Source organism: Vulcanisaeta sp. JCM 16161, from assembly GCF_001316285.1.
The window spans coordinates 349,538-366,326 of the sequence record NZ_BBDO01000001.1; the positions used below are offsets into that span (position 1 = coordinate 349,538).

The following is a 16,789-nucleotide window of genomic DNA, read 5'->3' on the forward strand; positions in this document are numbered from 1 at the left end:
AACCCCTTTGTGAGCAAGGCTTATTACGCTATATTTAAGGTTAATGCAATGGATATATCGCTGGGTGATCAAATACTCATTTTGATTAGGGAGAAGGGCCCATTAACTGCGGAGGAAATAGCCTATTACTTAAGGAGGGATGTTAAGGAGATCGCTGAGGAGCTTCAGTACCTAGAACACGATAAGTTGGTAACTAGGGTTAAGAGGGGCTTAATATTTAAGAAGGAGGCGTTTGACCTGACCCCGACAGGGCTTGAGGAGGCTCAAAGGGCGTATGAGAGGTTGAGGAGTATTTCGGAAAGAATAATTAGTAAGATGAATTCAATAAGTAATGAGGAACTTGAGGAATTACTTAATCAATACATGTCGTTGATACCGCTGATGCTTATCCTAAACCTAATACCGCTTGAGTTATTAATACTTGCTGGCCTAGACGTATTACTGATGGGGCCCGTGATAATTCACGGGCATTAAACGCAGTGTATTAATGTGAGGATGTAGACCACATAGCCCATAAGCCCTATCACCGCAACATCCCAGGTAAGCCTCCCCTTAACCACGTGATAGAGCATTACGGAGGATACTGCCTCAACCACCATAACACTGACCAATGCCTCAATACTTAAGGACCACCTGGTGACGATTAAGGCTATGGCTGGATACACCGTTGAATAAAGCACCTTTTCACCAATTAGTGAGGCGACGGCCATCGTGTCACGTTCCCTCAAGGTCCATATAATCGCGGTTATTGACTCGGGTAGCACCGTGGCCGTAGGCACAATCACTATTGATAAACCCATTACATTAAGCATGAGACTTCCTGATAAGTCAATTATCCCCTCAACCATAGCCCTAGAACCCAAGAATAGCAGGGCTACGGAAAGGACCAGCTGAACCGTAAGTAATAACCATTCCCCAAACCCCGACGCCTTAACGACCTTAAGTGCGTAAAGCCCCTCATAATCCTCAATCGCCAACCCCTGCCTAACCCTCATCACATAAATATATAATAAATAGGTAATTAGTAGGAGGGCGGCTATTAAGGCCCTAATCGGGAATGAATTAATGAGGGCGGGTAGAAGAACCGTGGGGAATAATGCCGTAACCACAATAAACGGTATCATCAATACCTTGTCAACCTCAAGAACCACGTCACTCCTGTACCGTAAGTAGAACCCAAGAGCAGCAACGATAAAGATTATCGGGTATATGATTGTGGATACCACAAAGGGTTCGCCAATCACAGTGCCCACGGCAACATCCTCACCAGGCGCACCGCCGTAAATTAGGAGGGCCACCAGGAACACCACCAACTCAGGAAGTGATGTGAGGATTGGCGATAATACGGCGCCAACGAATGAGGCGCCAATCCTGTATTTATAACTTATGTATTCCATTACATTGGTAAAGAACCAACCACCAATAAGCACTAGGAAGAATCCAATAATCATACTTAGAATAATCATTGGCACTTTATCAACCCCAGTCAAAATACTAAAAGGTCAATATTTAATAAGTCCAACCCGCGTAAGGGCTTGATGAGTCTCCCAGCAACACTCTTCAAAAGGTATGAACTACCGCCACTACCATATTCAATAAATGCCCTTGAGCCGCACATAAGCGGCCAGGTAATTGATGTACACTATAATGGGCATCATAAGGCTACGTAAATGGGGCCAACGCGACCATAGAGAGACTCGAGAAGATAATCAAAGGTGAGGTAACGAGCTATGACATACAGGGACTACTAAGGAACCTATTCTTCAACGTCAACGGCCACAAACTCCACACACTATACTGGTACTCAATGGCACCACCAGGCAAGGGAGGAGGAACACCAGGCGGTTACCTTGGCGACCTAATAAATAAGCAATTCGGAAGCTTCGAAAAGTTCAAGGCGCTCTTCACAGAGGTCATGAGGTCACTGCCGGGCTGTGGATGGACCGTGCTATATTACGACCCAGAAACCGGAAACCTAGAATTCACAACCTTCGAAAACCACTACAACCAACACATCGCCGAGTTACCAGTCCTCCTAATAGTCGATGAATTCGAACATGCCTACTACCTCCAATATAAGAATAACAGGAATGGCTACATAGATGCCATTTGGAATGTGCTGAATTGGGAGGAGGCCGAAAATAGACTTAGGAAGTACATGAAGTAATACACAACAGAAGAGTAAGGATCATCAAAATGAACCTTATTTTATCATCTATTTCCCTAATTACCATAAAATCATGCCTTATGAACCCACACTGCATTAATTATTATTGCTGATGCGAGCATGCTCGTTACATCATTGATGTCAAATGGTGGCGTGACCTCGACGACGTCGAAAATCCTAGGCGTTAATCTAGTGCTTAGCTCACGGATGAGCTTATTGCTTCTCTTGATGTGAAGCCTCCAGGTGATGGGCTATTAACGCCTGGTGCGAAGGCTGGGTCAACAACGTCGAGATTGATGCTTAGGTGAACCATCCTATTAACAACGTTATTCATGACCTCGTTAACCACGGCATCAATGCCCATGGAATCAACCTGGTCAATGGTATACACATTAACACCCAATTTCTTAGCCTCATTAAACAGGTAGGGCGCGTTTGAGTGGGGCCTAACACCTATTATGGCTATGTAAGCGTCAGGGTCAACACCCCTAATCCACCTAATAACCTGTCCGCTCGTCAAGCCCTCAGTAACAACCTAACATCGGGGTGAGCATCAAGCAGGACATAGGCTAAGCCACCGCTAACAGCCTTCCTCAAGCCCCTAAAGGCCGCGTAGGACGTCGTACTATCACCACCAATCACGATTAACTCCCTAACGAGGCCTAGGGCCTCGCTAACCGTCTCCTCAACCCTACGCCAGGTCTCATTATGATCACCAACAACCACATCAACATCACCAAGATCAACAATAGAAACATTACTGAAGACGTATGGTGAGGAGTATAGCCAGGACCTAATCCTGGAGGGGGCAAGCCTAGAGCCGGGCCTTGTACCAACAGCCCCATCCCAGGGAACACCGAGAATACCAACATCACCACCGACCCAACCTCTCCTAACAACCTCGCCAATCCTGATATCACCAGGATCCTTAATGAACTTATACATGGACTCCCTAACAAACCGCATACAAAGGCGGTGATCACGACGCAATTAAAAAGCACTACATCAGGAATTAAACCTCGAGAACCCTAACACCAACCTCCTAGCCCTTTTCCTGAGTTCCTCATCAAACGTGAGCAGTGGCTTGCCCAACTCATACGCGGTTCCTAATATCACTAGGTCATTAAAACTACCAAGGCCCCAACCAGCATTCCGCATTATACGTAGCACCCATTTAATAACGTCATCATCACACACCAGAATCACCTTCCTATAATTTATTAAGTCACTTAGGATATCTACGGCACGATCCCTCGGCAAATTAATAGACCTAAAGAACCAAGCTAGCTCATAAATAACAACATGAGGCAAAAACCACCTATCTAAATCATTCAAAGCCCTAACAGCCCTAGCGTGTTCCCTGGAATCCTCAACAATATAAAATATTAACGCATTAGTATCAATCACCGCCTCTGGCATTCCTCATCAAACCCTCCTCAATAAGCCTATCAATATCATCAACTGTTAACTCCCTACCTAACTTAATCATTGGCAATTCCTGAACAACCTTCCTAAGGACAATGCGATCGCCATCAACCTCAACACTCAGCAAATCCCCAACCCTGATCCCGAGCCTCTCCCTAACGCTCGCCGGTATCGTAACCTGGTAATTCCTAGTAACCTTAACCAGGATTTTCACAATAAACTAAAATATTACTTCTATAAAAATATTTCTACTAGGTTAAAATAACCCTAAAGAATATTTCTGAATATACTTAATTTATTTAGAATTAATCTATACTTATTATTATAATATTGAGAATTTATAGCGATACTTTTTAATACTCTAATTAAAAATTTTTAAATATTACTTCACATCGAAACACCCAGGCAAATGCAGCAAGTCTTATTTTTGACATTCACGAAGATATCTCGATAAATATGGCGACCCAAACAACAGCAAAAATTGACTGGTCATCACTATGGAAGAGGGAGGATTGGTGGGCGCTTTGGATAGGTCTCCTTATATTCTTCCTATCACTACCCGGTTATTATGGTATCTACCTCCTCGGTTGGGTACCCAGGGTCTCAGCACCGTGGTTAAACCCATCAAAGAGCATCATAATTGTTGGGCAAGCATTAACAATGACCAAGGCATACCTGGGCCTAAACCCATTACTTAGCGTTCTCTTTCTCTATTTATTCCTATTGGCGATTTTAACATTAGCGGCACGGTTAATGGGCCACAGTGTTAGGAGGTTTATGGCCGGCTTCACGATAATGTTTATATTGACCTTCGGCTTCTGGTGGCTCTTTGGCTACGCATACTTCAACGCCACACCTGATCAATACGCCAAGCTACACATTACCTGGTCAATACCCGTTGGAGCAGACGGCATATTAATATACCTACTACTCGTGGGCCTATTCATATCTAACGTAGTATTTTACAGGAAGTTACCGGCGGTCCTAGAGACCGGGGCCAGGACTGAGTGGTACATAAAAACTGCCATAGTCCTCCTCGGAGCCCTAGTCGCGCCTCATCCCTTAAGTACATATCACTAGCCGTAGGCCTCGTTGAGAGGTCATTAATAGCAATAGTAGCCGCCTACCTAATCTACTGGCCAATCTCCTATCTAATATCTTACAGGGTATTTAAACTCGACATCAAATGGTCAGCAACACTTGCGTCAGGCGTCAGCATATGCGGCGTGTCTGCGGCCATAGCCACAGCCGCCGCAATAGGAGCTCCATCTATAGTACCGGCCACCGTAGCATCAATAATAGTGCTGTTCGCGGCCGTAGAGCTGGTAATACTACCCTTCATAGCCGCGACATTCCTTAAGTGGGCGCCGTATGCCGCCGGCGCTGGATGGGCTTATCCGTTAAGACCAATGGCGCGGCCGCGGCAAGCGGCGCCTTGACTGACGCCCTAATCAGTGCCCAACCAGGTCTCGCCGTTTATAAGACTTGGGTATTGACGATGGCGGTTATGAACAAAGTATTCATTGACATATGGATCGGGCTATGGGCATTCATACTAGCCGTAATATGGGTGACCAGGGTCGAGAGAAGGCTTGGAGAGAGGATTCCCGTAATACAGATTTGGTTAGGTTCCCAAAGTTTGTACTTGGCTACTTAGCCACATGGTTAATACTGTGGGGCGTAGGTTTTGCCGTAGGCGCAGCCGTGGCGTCGAAGTTCATGATAGGCGGCATAACGCCACAGACCGAATTATTTAGGTACTTCTTCTTCGCCCTAACCTTCATGTCGATAGGGTTAACGACCAGGTTTAAGACCCTTGCCGAGATAAGGGCTGGACGCATGGTTGCCGCGTACGTAGTTTCATTAATAATCATAATACTGATAGCCCTGGGTTTATCAATAGCATTCTTCACAGGCTTACCACCACCTGGATGAGGTGATGAGTAATAACAAACCTTAAAATTAAAATTAATGATAATTTCAATTCTACTCCACGAATAGCGCAAGTCGAGATATCCACATCATGTAATGCATCATGCATTTACTGTCCAAGGACGATATTAAGGAGTGAGTGGATTTCCAAATTTATGGATTTGAGGCTATATCGTCAGATAATAAGGGAGTTGCTAGGTATAAAGTCAGTAGGTTATGTGCATCTGCAGGGGTGGGGTGAACCACTCTTACACCCAAACCTTATGGATATTATCAACGAGGTTCAGGGCAGGGTAGATTTCGGCCTCACAACGAATGGATTATTATTGAACGAGCACTATGTGAATAGGCTAGTTTCTTCAGGGATTAATGTTATAGCGATAACCTTCGCGGGGGCTAACCCATCAACGCACAATGCCATAAGGATTGGCTGCGACTTCAATACTTTAATTAAGAATGTAAGGGAGCTCATTAAGGTTAAGGAGAGATTAAGGAGTAATACCAGGGTAATTACGAGTTACATCGCATTATCAATGAATATTCATGAATTGCCTGACTTCGTCGAGTTATGCCATAAACTGGGAATTGAGGAGGTGGTTATTGATAACTTATCGTACATATTGAGCAGGGGTATGCTCATTTGGAAAGCCTTTACGGATCCCATGGAACAAGAACCTAAGGTCTTTAAACGCATAATAAATATCGCACTAGGGAAAGCCAAGGAATTAGGCGTTAAGGCATTCGCCTACTCATTAAGTTGCTGGGAACTTACCGAATGCCCAGAGAGACCCACTGAGAGCGTATTCATAAACGTAAATGGCGACGTCTCTCCATGCGTATTCCTAAACCTACCAGTTAGGGGCAGTGATATACCGCGATGCTTCATGTAGATGCTTCAAGGTGAGGAAAACGGTCTTTGGAAATATAGGAAGTAGTGATATCATGAGTATATGGAGTAACGAGGATTATAAGGAATTTAGGCTTAAATTCATAAAAAGGAGGTCTCAAGGATATAACGAGGAGTATAGCATTAACTTTATGCCACCTAGTCAGTGCATTACGTGTTATAGGCTATACGGTATTTAACGCATTACCAATACTGCGGTTTATAACTCCTCCTGGCCTTACCGTTGGGATCACCACTAATCCTCCAAATACCATTTCTAAAATCCTCAACTATGATGCCCAGGGAACCGGTAAGGTAATCGCTTATTAAAACCTCACGCTCAACGTCGGAAATAACAGCATCAGAGAGTACGGGTGGCGTTTCATAGTCATCCTCAAGTATTGATACGTAAATCGATGAAGGCAGTATATACAGCCTCGTTGGGCCGGCCACAGTACCGAATAATTGAATTCTACCCTCAACTAGGACCTTATCCCACAACTCAAGGCGCCTGGCTAAATTCATTGGCAATAATATCTGCGGTGTATCACTTTCAAAACCACTATTAACCAGGGCTATCGTAACCTCCTCCCTCCCCTCCCTTGTTCTTAGCCTTACTCGAATCCTCACTGCCAAGTTCGATCACCCATGGATGCTTATAGGCGGGGTAAAGCCTACCAATCCTACCCCTAACCTCCACACTCCCATCAATCCTATACAGCCTACCAATCCTACCCACAGGTAGTTATTTAATTCGAGTTTATAAAAACTTATTTACATTATAAAGTAATATTAAAGGAGTTTAATGGGTAAATGCAGGGTCTGCGGTAGGGATTGGCTCGTTTCGGAGGCATTGGGTGTTTGCGTTGATTGCATCAGAAGTAGGCGTGATGAGGCCCTTAGTATGGTTAGGAGTAATAGGCAATTATGGAGAATAAGGCTAGGTTTAGAGCCTGAGCCTCCAGGGAATGGCTTAATTAGTTGCCGCCTATGCGTTAATGAGTGCCGCATACCTAAGGGTTCGAGGGGCTTCTGTGGTATATGGATTAATAATGATGCGCTAAGGCCGTTGGGTGGTATGGGAAGGCTTGTCTTAATGACATACCTAGACCCATTACCCACTAACTGCGTCGCAACACCTGTCTGTCCGGCCATAGGTAGGGGTTACCCTAAGTACTCGTTGTCGAAAGACGGTGAATATGGCTATTTCAATCTAGCGGTATTTATGGGGGCTGTGAACTTGACTGCGTATTCTGTTAGAATTATGAACATAAGATTTGGATATCACATGGGAAAGTAAAGGGCTTATTAAGGCCAGTTAACATTAACGAGTTAGTTAAGGAAGCCTAAACCCAAGGGTTACCTGTGTATGTTATTTTGGAGGTGACCTGACACCACAATCACCATTGCTGGTATTAGCTTCAAGGAGAATACTCGACGAAGCCATAAAACAAGGACTATGGCCGAAGAGGATCTGTTGGGAGACGAACGGTCTCGTGAATCCACTCGTCATGAGGGAGATGGCTAGACTAAGCCTTGTCTCTGGCGGTATTGTTAAGATTGATTGGAAGGCGTGGAATCCAAGCTTCTATGAAGCGTTAACAGGAGTTAATGGTGAAAGGGCGACTAAGAGACTTATGAAAAATACCGATTTAGTGGCGAAGATGGCCCGTGAAAGACCTGACCCACCACTGCTCGTTATAAGTATATTACTGGTCCAGGGTATGTAGATGCTGAGGAGGTGAGGGGTATAGCTAATCATGTTTCGTCACTCTCCAGTAAGTATGATGTTAATATACCCATATATTATTAGCATTTCACCCAGATCACCTAATGAGGGACTTGCCACCAACGAGTCCACGGCACATGGATGAGGCAATAAAAATCGTTAAGAAGGCGGGTATTAAAGAGGTTTATATAGGTAATGAGTGGTTGCTGGGTGCGTATTACTGATCCATTTCCATTATAGGAAAAACAAAAATACAACAACACGTTCCTACTAATTTTAGTATGTCCGTTCCTCAGAAGTACAGGGGTAGGCCTATTGAGGAGTTAATCTCGGCTGGTTACTATGACCCTGAGACTAGGACAGTCCGCGTAATCACCGGCACGGAACTTCACGTGCATAGTCGTGACTGGCAGCTTGAGGGTCCGCTGCGGATGCTCTTTCACGTGCTTGATCCCGCGGTTGCTAAGGACCCGAAGAACCTAATTGTTTATGGTGGTACGGGTAAGGCTGCCCGCTCATGGGATGACTTCGAGGCTATTGTGGATTCCCTACTCACGATGGATAGTGAGGACACGCTGGTGATACAGAGTGGGCAGCCCGTGGCCATTTGGAGACTTGGTAAGCACGCACCGAGGTCCTAATGAGCAATGCGATGCTCGTCCCCAAGTGGGCTGATTGGAAGATATTCTGGGAGCTTGAGGCTAAGGGGTTGATAAGCTTTCACCAGATGACGGCTGGCTGCTGGGCGTACATTGGTACCCAGGGTATTCTCCAGGGTACCTACGAAACAATTGGAGCAGCCGCAGATAGGCACTTCGGCGGCTCACTCGAGGGTAGGTTAGTGGTTAGTGCCGGGCTTGGCAACATGGGTGGTGCACAGCCACTGGCCATTAAGATGCTCGGTGGTGTGGCTTTGATAGCGGATGTTGATAGGAGGATGATACAGAAGATGATAGACACCGGCTACCTCGACACGTGGACGGACAACCTGGACAAGGCCATAGACATGGCACTCGACGCCAAGGAGAGGAGGCAGGCAACAAGTATTGGTGTTCTCGCTAATGCCGTGGATCTCCTCGAGAAGTTGGTTAAGGAGAACATAGTCCCCGACATACTCACAGACCAGACGCCCGCTCACGATCCATTGTCCTATGTACCCCAGGGATTTACCGTGGAACAGGCAGAACAATTAAGGAAGAGTGATCCTGAGAAGTACATACTATTGGCTAAGGAGACTATGAAGAAGCACGTGCAGTTAATGCTCCAGTTACAGGCTAGGGGCGCCGTAACCTTCGAGTACGGCAACAACCTCAGGAAGCAGGCATACGATGCAGGCGTTGAGGATGCATTCAAGATACCAGGGCAGATGGAGTACATGAGACCGTTGTTTGAGGAGGGTCGTGGGCCATTCAGGTGGACGAGCCTGGTCGGTGATCCAAACGACATATATAAACTGGACGACGTATTAATAACGCTCTTCGAGAAGAAGAATCCAAGGCTGGTAAGGTGGATTAAGAATGCCCACCAGTACGTGAAGTTCCAGGGACTACCGGCCAGAGTCGTTTACCTGGGCTATGGAGAGAGGGCATTGTTCGGCAAGATCGTTAGCGAGATGGTTAGGAAGGGCGAGCTGAGCGGGCCAATATGGTTTGGCAGGGATCACCTGGATAGCGGCTCCGTGGCCTCACCATTTAGGGAAACTGAGGGTATGCTAGATGGTTCTGATGCTATTGGTGATTGGCCAGTACTTAACTACGCACTTAACACGGCAGCCGGCGCCACCTGGACCTGCTTCCATCACGGCGGTGGTGTCGGTATTGGCTACGCCATCCATGCTGGTTTTGGCATGGTTGTTGATGGTACCGAGCTTGCTGAGGAGAAGGCTCTCAGGGTCTTCACTGTCGATCCTGGCTCTGGCATTGTTAGGCATGCCCACGCAGGCTACCCGAAGTCCCTAATGGTTGCTAGGGAGAAGGGTGTTAGGATACCAATCATTGATAAGCTTGAGGAGAAGAGTAAGCGCGTGATTGAGGAGGCATATAGGGAGGGTAGGATTAGCAAGTTCACATATGAGAGGGTTAAGAAGGACCTTGAGGAGTATGAGGCGAGGAAGCAAAATTATAAAACACCATTTAATACGTAATTACGGCTCCATGGCGAGGCATTTAGCGGTTAAACCTGGCTGAATTTCATCCTTACTATTGGGTCAGCTATCTCGTATTCGCCGTGAGAGACCCTACTTATTATGCTCATTTTCATGAGGTTGTTTAGTACTCTCTCGACTTCGCCTGGTGCCACATACTTATTGAGCCTTAATGCTATGTATTCCCTAATTTCGTTAAATCGCCTCTTACCCCTGGCTATTGCCTCAAGTACTAATCCATAGTACGTGGACCTACCCAATAATGACCTTAGTTCATCATTAACGAGTTCCATGGCCCTCCTATATATTTCGTTGATGTTGGTTATCCCGCGTACCCTGGCATTGCGTAGTATGTTAACCACCCCACGATACCATCGAGCTTATCAACAGCATCGAGTACTTCGCCCATTGTTATTTCGATTCCGTATTGCCTAAAGCCTGTTATTAGGAATTGATTGATGCGTCTTTATTGAATGGGGCTATTGTTAGTTCCTCGATGAATCTCCCGTAAGTGGTGACTTGGGGTTTTCGAGCCCTAGGAAGTCGTGCAGTAGTCCAACTTCGGAGCCTGTTAATATCACCTTAATATTGCCTAGGTTATCATATGTGTAGGCAAGTATTTGCGTGAGGTCAACCTTGCCAAATCCCTTTAACATCCTAAGTACTTGGGCCTCGTCTATCGCTATTACTACTTGGTCCAGGTTTTTGGATAAGGCATTTAGTAAGTCTGTCAAGTAAACGCTCCTCCAATCAACCTCAATATTAAGTTCAATGCCACTACCGAATACGTTTATGCCTCGAATAATCTTCGCGATATTCCTAATGGCATTTTCAAGACGCCACCTAATGGATAACTCAGTTAGGCAATTCGATATTAATTGGTAGAATCTCCTTTTCGTGAAGTCATTCTCAAGAGCCCTAGCGTCAATGTAGCAATACGGTATGTTTGCTTCATTTAGGGCGACCCTAAGTACCGATGTCTTGCCGACACGCCTAATTCCGTATATTGCGAGGAACCTTGACCTACCCCTTATGAAATTTAGGATACTATTTACCTCGTTATCTCTTCCGAAGAGGTCCTCCCTCCTCGTTTTTGGCTCTATATCGAATAACGTGGAATACCCACCCTTGTGTATTATACACAGAGGTGCTTAAATCCCTGACCTAAATGGATCAGTTTTAAATATCCTCATCCAGTAGTACCTTGGTGCAGGTAGATGAGCGGTAAGAGGGAGCTTCCCAAGCTTGAGGTTAAGGGCTTCGTTGGTTATATTAGGTACATTGCTTATTTAGGGACTTATGATGAGTATGTCAAGGGCTTGAGGAGGAATGACCACCTGGTTAAGGATCGTAATGAGAAGGGAGAATAACGAAGTCATCACCTGCGCCCTAGCCAATACTGGGTTTGAAGGTTTAGGACCTGACATACTAATGCCTATCAACGTTGCCCAGAGGCTTGGGCTTAACCTATTGGGTGGTACTGAGGTTTATGCCATACGTACGGCCTCAGGAGTTGCCCCAATATATCGTTTTAGGGAGAGTGTCAGTGTTAGGGTGTTGGTTAACGATAGAGATACGCCCATCGTTAGGTTAATACCCATTGCTTCTGAGTCTGTGGATTACGTAATCCTTAGTGATAAGGCTTTAACGGAGTTAGGCATAGTGATTATTGACGCGAGTAACGGCATTTGGTACTTTAGGGATGAGTTAGGAAGGGTCTTTAGGACCTCATGCACGCCTGATTAGGTTATTGCTATGTGCAGTAGTTGGTGGGCTATTGTGCCTATCGTGTATGTGGCTGCGGCTGCGCCTAGGGATAGTGCTATGTTCATGGCCATCGTATGGGCTATACGGCCACTTCCCGATATTGCCGTTAATAGGCCGCTTATGGCCTGTGCTAGGGCCACAAGCACTATCGATATGTATAGTGAGCCTACGTTACCAATTACGTAGCCAAGCAGTGGGAATGGCGCAATGACGAGGAGCGCGCCTACTAGGTAGAAGATGCCCGTGTATAGGGCTGACCTTCCAGGGCTTTCAAGGGCCTCCTCCGACAGACCCACCTCGCTCACCTCGGTTATCTTCTTACTAATGCTTACGTCAGTCGATAGGGTGGGGGCTATTTCACTGGCTGTCTTCTCGTCAATACCCATCTTACTTAGGGCGTCCTTAACCCTCCTCGTCCTATCCTCCATACCCAGGCTCTCAAGCTCTATGTCTATCTTCGAAAGCATTGTTTCCCTAATATCCCTCTGGGCCTTCGTCGACATGTAGCGCCCACGGCCATTGATAGGGTGCCCGCCGTACCAACTATTAGGCCGGCCAATGTTATGAGCATGGGGTTAGTGACTACGGGGGCCAAGCCAGCCACTGCAGCCAATACCTCCACTAGTCCGTCACTCATTCCGTACATGGCATCCCTGATGTTATCAATAAATGCCTCGAACTTCGACTCCTCCTCCTTAAATACCTCCTCATGGGAAACCTCGTCAAGTAGTATCTCCCTAAGTCTATCGGTATATGGACTGAGCGCCTTCTTCCTAACCATCTCACCATACCTCTTGATAGCCTCAACCTCGGCACTCTCCCTTAGCTTGACGAGAAAGCCAAGGCCAAGTAGTCTCCTAATTAGTACTGAGAACGATACCGAGAACCTCGACGGCCTCACCCCACTGACATCAATGCCTGCTTGGTTAGCAATAAACCTCCAGAATTCGGCATGACTAACTTCGTACTGTGACAACTTCAGTAACTCCTTCCTAAGCTTATCATCGCTCTCTACTTTAGCGAGCGCTGCGTAGATCTCCGCATCCGTTAACTCATCTCTATAATTCTCAATGATTTCATCCTTACTAAGCTTGAGTTCCATCATAACTTACATATGTAGCCTGACTTATTAAATCTATATTCTAGGATAACTTATAAAGTAAGGCCAGGGCTATTATTCGTATGGTGTTCCCACTCGATAGTCTCCAGGATTACCAATTAATATTCAAGCCCGAGCATGAAATGCTGAGGAAAAGCATCAGGGAGTTTCTCGAGAGGGAGGTCGCCCCATACGCACTTGAGTTTGATGATAAGGATGAGGTTCCCAGGGACGTCCTAAGGAAACTTGGGGAGCAGGGTTTATGGGGTATCGGCATTGATGAGAGCCTTGGTGGGCAGGGTGGTGACACAATATCGGCTGTAATACTAATGGAGGAGTTGAGCAGGGTAGCACCACCCTCGCAGTCATTCGTGGCACCAATGACCTATTCACAATACCGCTCCTCTTATTTGGCAGTGATGAATTGAGGAGGAAGTACATACCACCGATAGCCAGGGGTGAGGCCTTTGGTGCTCATGCTATGACGGAGCCATGCTGTGGTAGTGACGTTGCGGGGATTCAAACGAGGGCCGTTAAGAGGGGCGATAGGTGGGTTATTAATGGTAGGAAGATCTTCATTAGTAATGCCGACATTGCTGATTACATAATGGTCTTCGCAAGAACCAGTGAGCCGCAACCAAATAGGCGTTGGTTTGGGATAACAGCCTTCATAGTTGAGAAGGGTACACCAGGTCTCAAGATCGGCGCCAAGTTTGAGAAGAGGGGTTTGAGGGGTAGCCATGCGATGGAGGTCATACTAGATGATGTGGAGGTTCCTGATGAGAATAGGGTTGGTGAGGTCGGAATGGGCTTCATAATAGCCATGGAGACCTATGATAGGACCAGGGTTGGGGTTGCGGCCCAGGCACTTGGAATGGCCCAGGCAGCCTTTGAGAAGGCCTTTCAATACTCGCTTCAGCGCACCGCCTTTGGCCAGTACCTAGCCAGCTTTGAGGCCATTCAATTTAGCCTTGCCGAGATGATGGCTGAGTTAATGACCGCCAGGTACCTAACGTACCTAGCAGCCTACTTGGCTGACCAGGGTAGGGAGGAGTTTAAGTACGTGGCTAGTCTGGCGAAGTTCTATGCGACGGAAACCGCCGAGAGGATAATTTCCAGGGCTATTGATGTTCATGGAGGCATCGGCGTCATCCATGAGACCGGTATTGAGAGGTTCCTTAGGGATGTTAAGATAACGGAGATCTATGAGGGTGCCAATAACATTCAGAGGCTTGTGGCCTTTAGGCAGTTGATAAGGACGCTGGCTAAGAAGGGTGTTGTAAGTCAGGATGTTGCTAAGGCGGTGACTTAGGCATTAGTAATGCTCACTAAAATATTACTTAAGGAATTATTTCTGAGATCATCAACGTACCCCCTTCTGGAACGTGCATACTCTATTTCGTTATAATCAATAATCGCCGTGAATAATCCCTCATTGCCGAGGTCGACCGTTAAAATGAACTCACCGTTGGGTGAGGCTACGAAGCTGCCGCCGAGCACGTCACGACCGTCTGGGTACTTATACCCCGTGCCCATGGCTGATGCAAAGTATGCCGAGTTCTCAAAGGCCCTGATTAGGCCTAGGCTTCTCCATAGGGGCACCCTATCAACGCTTATACTGCTGGGGTTAATTATTATGTCCACACCGTGCCTCGCCAACAACCTGGGTAATTCTGGGTACATCGCATCAACGCATATGATGCAGCCAACGCGCCAGCCATTAACATCAACAATCCCAAGTCTATTACCACTGCTTATCCCCATTCTCTCACCAGTTGCTCTTGACGGGTATATCTTCTCTGAGTAATTGATTAAGCCCTTCTCACTGACCATCGGACATACACTAACGTTTTTGCCATTAATATTCACATAGACAGCACCACCAATCACCAGGCATTAACGCCCTCAGCGATGACCCTAAGCATTTCTACAAACTCATTAAACTCCTCATTACTGAGTACTCTCGTCCCAACCCAATTTTCAGGTAACACTATTAAGTCTGTGTCAAGGCCTCTGACCTGAGTCCTCAACCACGTAATACCATCACTATAATTGCTAAACCTCCTGGTTTGGGCCAGTGATAGCCTAATTTTGTCCATATTAACCCGTTATCAGTTTTTCATCGCTCAAGAATGCCTCGTTTATGTCATTCTCGGTTAGTACTGATTTCCTAAGGTCCTTAAACATGTAGAAGCTACCTGGGTACTTCCTATAACCAAGCATCCTATAGTACTCCCTAACACCGACACCTGATATAACGAACATCCTATAGGCATTGAACTCCTCAAGCGCTATGTGCTCAGCCCTAGCCATTAATGCCCTACCAATACCGCGATGCTGCCACCAAAATAGGTCTGTCGCTCTACTACCAATCGGTAGTTCAGGTCCATAAACATGCAACTCCCTAATTAATGCAGCCCTCCCAATCCTAATCTCGGGCCTATGGGCATTATCACTTGGTATCCTAAGCCTTAGTATCCCATAGAGTGTATCATCCTCATCAATCACCTCCAGGAAAACCTCATGACCGCCGGATGCATCGTAATCAATCCTATTAATCATTAACTTCCTGGGTGTTGGTACTAAACCCCTCTTTATGTACTTATGGCCAACCTCACGACACCTAATCTCCACACACTTAAGGCCTAGCCCCTCCATGTCCCTAAGCACCACCTCCCTCATGTTACCTATCCTTGGCCCATCAACAACCCAGTGAAGCGGTATGTCCCTACCAAACCTCATGACCCTGACCCACCTGGGTATTGACGCCATGATATTAGCCAAAAGCCAATGCCAGGTCTCCTCATCATAGCTCCTATATAGGCCCTTCAACCACTCCTCGTATAATTCCGTGCCCTTAACAACAAAGGTTGGGTAAACCTTAACACAGTCAGGCATGAAGCTTGAGTCGCTAAATATCGTCTTTACCATCTCGAGATCCCTATCCGGCGTCGAGCAGGGAGCCCAGGCATTATGTGGTAACAAACCTTATATGCCGCGTCCTTCAGGTACTGCGTCGCCTCAATCACCTCCTTAACACCGTGGCCTCTCCTGACCCTCCTTAAAACATCGTCGTATATAGATTGAACACCGACCTCAACCCTAGTAAAGCCAAGCTTAAGCATTAGGTCTATGTGTCTCGGCCTTGCAAAGTCAGGTCTCGTCTCCAGTTCAAGGGCTACAACCCTAATCTTAGCCTTCTCATTACGCCTATGCTCATACTCAACGTCTGGATTATCTATGGATCCCGAATTAATGAATGGGTAATCATTAATGGCTTTGAATGCATTACCGATAAACCACGTTAAGTATGACTCTGGTAATGACGTCACTGTACCACCCATTACTATTAACTCAACCTTAGATACCGGGTGATGAAGGGCTTCGTACTGCCTTATCCTAGCCACTACCTGCCTATACGGATCATACGCAAGTGGCGCGGCACGGAGAACCACAGGCGAGTCAGGGAGGTAGCTCTTCGGAGTATTCGTGCTTTTCCCACCGGGACAGTATGTGCAGTTGAATGGGCATGCCACAGGTTCAACCATTATCGCGATTGGGACTACCCCGGATATCGTCCTAGTTGGTTTTAACCTATTTAGTAATGCGTTGGCGCTATTCATTATTCAGAGTTATGATCC

At 46.4% G+C, this 16,789-nt stretch carries 24 protein-coding genes and 5 pseudogenes; 15 read left to right on the forward strand and 14 right to left on the reverse strand.

From position 1 onward, the window contains the following. Window positions 1-48: 48 nt before the first annotated feature. The gene (locus JCM16161_RS02100; protein ID WP_054854882.1) at window positions 49-474 is read left to right on the forward strand and encodes a phage replisome organizer N-terminal domain-containing protein; all 426 of its coding nucleotides are present in this window, start codon (window positions 49-51) and stop codon (window positions 472-474) included. Here JCM16161_RS02100 and JCM16161_RS02105 read toward each other — a convergent pair. After that, window positions 471-1,466 carry a sodium:proton exchanger gene (locus tag JCM16161_RS02105; RefSeq protein WP_054854883.1) on the reverse strand — a complete coding sequence of 332 codons (996 nt, stop codon included), beginning with the start codon at window positions 1,464-1,466 and terminating at the stop codon, window positions 471-473. The two genes, JCM16161_RS02100 and JCM16161_RS02105, sit on opposite strands and share 4 nt — an antisense overlap. 72 nt (window positions 1,467-1,538) lie before the next feature. Here JCM16161_RS02105 and JCM16161_RS02110 point away from each other — a divergent pair. Beyond that, window positions 1,539-2,167, forward strand: a pseudogene (locus JCM16161_RS02110) (superoxide dismutase). Between the two features lie 71 nt (window positions 2,168-2,238). On the opposite strand, the gene JCM16161_RS14105 reads toward JCM16161_RS02110, so the two are convergent. The 4 genes and pseudogenes from JCM16161_RS14105 to JCM16161_RS02125 form a co-directional block, all read right to left on the reverse strand. After that, on the reverse strand, window positions 2,239-2,343 hold the full coding sequence (locus tag JCM16161_RS14105; protein ID WP_243666032.1) for a hypothetical protein: 105 nt from the start codon (window positions 2,341-2,343) through the stop codon (window positions 2,239-2,241). A gap of 20 nt (window positions 2,344-2,363) precedes the next feature. Further along, a pseudogene (locus tag JCM16161_RS02115) lies at window positions 2,364-3,112 on the reverse strand (arginase family protein). 60 nt (window positions 3,113-3,172) lie between these two features. After that, window positions 3,173-3,586 (reverse strand): type II toxin-antitoxin system VapC family toxin, encoded by a 414-nt coding sequence (locus JCM16161_RS02120; protein ID WP_054854830.1) that lies wholly within the window; start codon window positions 3,584-3,586, stop codon window positions 3,173-3,175. Next, window positions 3,567-3,806, reverse strand: a complete 240-nt coding sequence (locus JCM16161_RS02125) for an AbrB/MazE/SpoVT family DNA-binding domain-containing protein (RefSeq protein ID WP_054854831.1) — start codon at window positions 3,804-3,806, stop codon at window positions 3,567-3,569. The genes JCM16161_RS02120 and JCM16161_RS02125 overlap by 20 nt, the downstream gene beginning before the upstream one ends. A 242-nt stretch (window positions 3,807-4,048) precedes the next feature. On the opposite strand from JCM16161_RS02125, the gene JCM16161_RS14110 reads away from it, so the two are divergent. From JCM16161_RS14110 to JCM16161_RS14130, 6 genes are all read left to right on the forward strand, one after another. After that, a complete protein-coding gene (locus JCM16161_RS14110) occupies window positions 4,049-4,672 on the forward strand; it encodes a hypothetical protein (RefSeq protein ID WP_243668586.1) in 624 nt (207 codons plus the stop codon). After that, on the forward strand, window positions 4,600-5,031 hold the full coding sequence (locus JCM16161_RS14115) for a YeiH family protein (protein WP_243668587.1): 432 nt from the start codon (window positions 4,600-4,602) through the stop codon (window positions 5,029-5,031). The genes JCM16161_RS14110 and JCM16161_RS14115 overlap by 73 nt, the downstream gene beginning before the upstream one ends. Further along, entirely contained in the window at window positions 4,980-5,249 is a 270-nt protein-coding gene (locus JCM16161_RS14120; protein ID WP_243668589.1) for a hypothetical protein, read from the forward strand. Before JCM16161_RS14115 ends, JCM16161_RS14120 begins: the two co-directional genes overlap by 52 nt. Next, window positions 5,213-5,527, forward strand: coding sequence for a hypothetical protein (locus JCM16161_RS14125; protein ID WP_243668590.1), 315 nt, complete (start codon window positions 5,213-5,215; stop codon window positions 5,525-5,527). Before JCM16161_RS14120 ends, JCM16161_RS14125 begins: the two co-directional genes overlap by 37 nt. 122 nt (window positions 5,528-5,649) lie before the next feature. Then, complete coding sequence (locus JCM16161_RS02135; RefSeq protein WP_243668702.1) at window positions 5,650-6,414, forward strand: radical SAM protein; 765 nt, start codon at window positions 5,650-5,652, stop codon at window positions 6,412-6,414. Window positions 6,415-6,466: 52 nt separating this feature from the next. Next, a complete protein-coding gene (locus tag JCM16161_RS14130; protein ID WP_243668593.1) occupies window positions 6,467-6,610 on the forward strand; it encodes a hypothetical protein in 144 nt (47 codons plus the stop codon). A gap of 4 nt (window positions 6,611-6,614) precedes the next feature. Here JCM16161_RS14130 and JCM16161_RS02140 read toward each other — a convergent pair whose 3' ends face one another. Next, window positions 6,615-7,040, reverse strand: a complete 426-nt coding sequence (locus tag JCM16161_RS02140) for a hypothetical protein (RefSeq protein WP_243668595.1) — start codon at window positions 7,038-7,040, stop codon at window positions 6,615-6,617. After that, window positions 6,976-7,149, reverse strand: coding sequence for a hypothetical protein (locus tag JCM16161_RS14135; RefSeq protein ID WP_243668597.1), 174 nt, complete (start codon window positions 7,147-7,149; stop codon window positions 6,976-6,978). The genes JCM16161_RS02140 and JCM16161_RS14135 overlap by 65 nt, the downstream gene beginning before the upstream one ends. Window positions 7,150-7,215: 66 nt before the next feature. Between JCM16161_RS14135 and JCM16161_RS14140 the strand changes: the two genes are divergently transcribed. The 4 genes and pseudogenes from JCM16161_RS14140 (at window position 7,216) to JCM16161_RS02150 (ending at window position 10,282) form a co-directional block, all read left to right on the forward strand. Beyond that, window positions 7,216-7,710 carry a hypothetical protein gene (locus tag JCM16161_RS14140; protein ID WP_243668599.1) on the forward strand — a complete coding sequence of 165 codons (495 nt, stop codon included), beginning with the start codon at window positions 7,216-7,218 and terminating at the stop codon, window positions 7,708-7,710. 106 nt (window positions 7,711-7,816) lie between these two features. Beyond that, complete coding sequence (locus tag JCM16161_RS14145; RefSeq protein ID WP_243668602.1) at window positions 7,817-8,140, forward strand: hypothetical protein; 324 nt, start codon at window positions 7,817-7,819, stop codon at window positions 8,138-8,140. A gap of 430 nt (window positions 8,141-8,570) precedes the next feature. After that, window positions 8,571-8,824 (forward strand): annotated as a pseudogene (locus tag JCM16161_RS14150) (urocanate hydratase); the annotation flags it as partial. Continuing rightward, window positions 8,822-10,282: a urocanate hydratase gene (locus JCM16161_RS02150; RefSeq protein WP_243668704.1), complete on the forward strand. Its 1,461-nt coding sequence runs from the start codon at window positions 8,822-8,824 to the stop codon at window positions 10,280-10,282. The pseudogene JCM16161_RS14150 and the gene JCM16161_RS02150, both read left to right, overlap by 3 nt. A 29-nt stretch (window positions 10,283-10,311) precedes the next feature. Here the strand turns inward: JCM16161_RS02150 and JCM16161_RS02155 are convergent, their stop codons facing one another. Both JCM16161_RS02155 and JCM16161_RS14155 read right to left on the reverse strand, forming a co-directional pair. Further along, entirely contained in the window at window positions 10,312-10,644 is a 333-nt protein-coding gene (locus JCM16161_RS02155; RefSeq protein WP_054854833.1) for an ATP-binding protein, read from the reverse strand. A 123-nt stretch (window positions 10,645-10,767) separates the two neighbouring features. Beyond that, window positions 10,768-11,316 carry an ATP-binding protein gene (locus JCM16161_RS14155; RefSeq protein WP_243668706.1) on the reverse strand — a complete coding sequence of 183 codons (549 nt, stop codon included), beginning with the start codon at window positions 11,314-11,316 and terminating at the stop codon, window positions 10,768-10,770. Window positions 11,317-11,499: 183 nt separating this feature from the next. On the opposite strand from JCM16161_RS14155, the gene JCM16161_RS14160 reads away from it, so the two are divergent. Beyond that, entirely contained in the window at window positions 11,500-11,652 is a 153-nt protein-coding gene (locus JCM16161_RS14160) for a hypothetical protein (protein WP_243668604.1), read from the forward strand. Further along, window positions 11,636-12,028, forward strand: coding sequence for a hypothetical protein (locus JCM16161_RS02165; protein WP_054854835.1), 393 nt, complete (start codon window positions 11,636-11,638; stop codon window positions 12,026-12,028). Before JCM16161_RS14160 ends, JCM16161_RS02165 begins: the two co-directional genes overlap by 17 nt. Here the strand turns inward: JCM16161_RS02165 and JCM16161_RS14165 are convergent. Together JCM16161_RS14165 and JCM16161_RS14170 are read right to left on the reverse strand one after the other, a co-directional pair. After that, the gene (locus JCM16161_RS14165) at window positions 12,025-12,552 is read right to left on the reverse strand and encodes a VIT1/CCC1 transporter family protein (RefSeq protein WP_243668606.1); all 528 of its coding nucleotides are present in this window, start codon (window positions 12,550-12,552) and stop codon (window positions 12,025-12,027) included. The two genes, JCM16161_RS02165 and JCM16161_RS14165, sit on opposite strands and share 4 nt — an antisense overlap. After that, the gene (locus tag JCM16161_RS14170) at window positions 12,501-13,154 is read right to left on the reverse strand and encodes a VIT1/CCC1 family protein (RefSeq protein WP_243668608.1); all 654 of its coding nucleotides are present in this window, start codon (window positions 13,152-13,154) and stop codon (window positions 12,501-12,503) included. The genes JCM16161_RS14165 and JCM16161_RS14170 overlap by 52 nt, the downstream gene beginning before the upstream one ends. Window positions 13,155-13,231: 77 nt before the next feature. On the opposite strand from JCM16161_RS14170, the pseudogene JCM16161_RS02175 reads away from it, so the two are divergent. Then, window positions 13,232-14,460: pseudogene (locus JCM16161_RS02175) on the forward strand (acyl-CoA dehydrogenase family protein). Here the strand turns inward: JCM16161_RS02175 and JCM16161_RS02180 are convergent. The 3 genes and pseudogenes from JCM16161_RS02180 to JCM16161_RS02185 all read right to left on the reverse strand — a co-directional run bounded on the left by JCM16161_RS02180 (window position 14,457) and on the right by JCM16161_RS02185 (window position 16,771). Continuing rightward, complete coding sequence (locus JCM16161_RS02180; protein ID WP_243668610.1) at window positions 14,457-15,038, reverse strand: carbon-nitrogen hydrolase family protein; 582 nt, start codon at window positions 15,036-15,038, stop codon at window positions 14,457-14,459. The pseudogene JCM16161_RS02175 and the gene JCM16161_RS02180 overlap by 4 nt on opposite strands. Beyond that, window positions 15,035-15,247 carry a hypothetical protein gene (locus tag JCM16161_RS14175; protein ID WP_243668612.1) on the reverse strand — a complete coding sequence of 71 codons (213 nt, stop codon included), beginning with the start codon at window positions 15,245-15,247 and terminating at the stop codon, window positions 15,035-15,037. The genes JCM16161_RS02180 and JCM16161_RS14175 overlap by 4 nt, the downstream gene beginning before the upstream one ends. Before the next feature lies 1 nt (window position 15,248). Next, window positions 15,249-16,771: pseudogene (locus tag JCM16161_RS02185) on the reverse strand (tRNA uridine(34) 5-carboxymethylaminomethyl modification radical SAM/GNAT enzyme Elp3). Between the last annotated feature and the right edge of the window lie 18 nt (window positions 16,772-16,789).